This window comes from Flavobacterium sandaracinum (assembly GCF_004349135.1).
GTDB lineage: Bacteria > Bacteroidota > Bacteroidia > Flavobacteriales > Flavobacteriaceae > Flavobacterium > Flavobacterium sandaracinum.
Genome location: NZ_SMFN01000055.1, coordinates 1 through 1,581, shown reverse-complemented (window position 1 = coordinate 1,581; position 1,581 = coordinate 1). Strand labels below are relative to the sequence as shown.

The following is a 1,581-nucleotide window of genomic DNA, read 5'->3' as shown; positions in this document are numbered from 1 at the left end:
AGCAATATAAATACAGTTTGAGGAATATTTTAGTATCAAAGCTAGGACGCCCCTCGGTTTTAATGGTCTGAACTGTAAATCCTAAAGACCCCAAGTCTAACGCTTCGACAAAAGCTTCGACAAAACGAACGGGGTTTTCTAGAGAAATCGAGTCCTCTAAACTCGAAAAAAACAACTGATTGCGCGGTATTCCTGTGATGTGTTGCATCTTTAAATATACAACTTTTCTGCCTTTTACTTTGAAAATATGTACTATATTTGAAAGAAATAAACGGAAGTTTTTTCACAGACTGACGTTACCAGTAATTTTATGACACGACAGGAGAAAAGACAATTTAACAGGGAAAATCAAAAGAAAACATCAAAATTAAAACCCTATAAACCTATTACTAAAAGTGATAGAATTATTATTATTTCAATCGCGTTAGTAATAATATTTTCGTTTCTCTATGTAGCTTTACGCGATAATTCATTACCGAATAACGAATTAGCTTCAATCAATGTAACACTAAAAAGTTCTCCAAAATATGACGAATACAAAATAAAGTCTACAACATACAGAGATATAATTCTAACAACAAAAGAATACAATAGAGAATTTAAAATTACTGATATGACTTACGAAGCGACAGATCACGAAGCTTTTAAATCAAACATTAAATCGGGAGATAGAATTGTACTTAAAGTTTTAAAATCTGAAGTTTCAGAACTAGACGAAAACAGTTTTTGGAATGATTATAATGATGTCTATGGTTTAACAAAAAATGGGAGAAATTTTATAGATGTTGAATTAAGAACTGAACTGAAAGACAGCGATAGTAAATGGTCATATTTTTTTATCGCAATTGGACTTATAATGCTTCCTTATGGTTTTATTAAAAGAAAACCCTTGATTAGTATGGACAAAGCTCTAACAACAATATGCGTACTAGGACTAATTTTGATTTTGATAATAAATCGAACTTAAAAAAAACTACTGGTAACAGCTAGGGTTTCGTTGCGTTCGAAGAACGAACAATGAACCCGCGGTTGAACGGAACCGATTACATGCCGTCAACACTATGGGGTTATCGTAAAATTATTTGGAGGATTTCAAGAGGATTTGGAGTCCTCTTTTTTTTTGCCGTATTGTAAGAGCAATTTTTATAGTGAGGTCATTCACGTTTATCCATAAAATCCCTTACCCACAAAATTAGCTTTCATAGGAACTAGAACTGTGACTACTGCCAAGATACCAAGCAGGCGGACCACCCCCCGCTAGCGCGAGCGTCCCGCTCGTGCCCACAAACAAGAGTTAGAAAAACAAAAAGCTTAATCTATGAGTACAAAATATAAATTTGGAGAAAGCACAGGAGCTTATTTTGTAAGCTTTGCCACAGTAAATTGGATAGATGTATTTACTAGAGATTCGTATTTTGGGAATATCATTGAATCACTAAACTTTTGCAGAAAAAATAAAGCAATGGAAATTTATGGGTATTGCATTATGCCGAGTCATATCCATTTAATATTTCGTTCCGGAAATGGCGATCCATCAGGGTTGATGAGAGATTTCAAAGGATTTACATCAAAAAAAATGAT

3 protein-coding genes are annotated in these 1,581 nt (G+C 33.6%); 2 read left to right on the top strand and 1 reads right to left on the bottom strand.

Annotation, left to right across the window (positions count from 1 at the left end):
• Positions 1 to 208 (bottom strand): transposase (locus E0F91_RS17550; protein WP_481797693.1); only part of this gene is annotated, 208 nt, incomplete at its 3' end.
• 102 nt (positions 209 to 310) lie between these two features.
• Between E0F91_RS17550 and E0F91_RS17545 the strand changes: the two genes are divergently transcribed.
• Positions 311 to 967 (top strand): hypothetical protein, encoded by a 657-nt coding sequence (locus E0F91_RS17545; protein WP_132067640.1) that lies wholly within the window; start codon positions 311 to 313, stop codon positions 965 to 967.
• A 351-nt stretch (positions 968 to 1,318) separates the two neighbouring features.
• Positions 1,319 to 1,581: transposase (locus tag E0F91_RS17540; RefSeq protein WP_207919058.1), on the top strand; the 263-nt coding region annotated here is incomplete at its 3' end.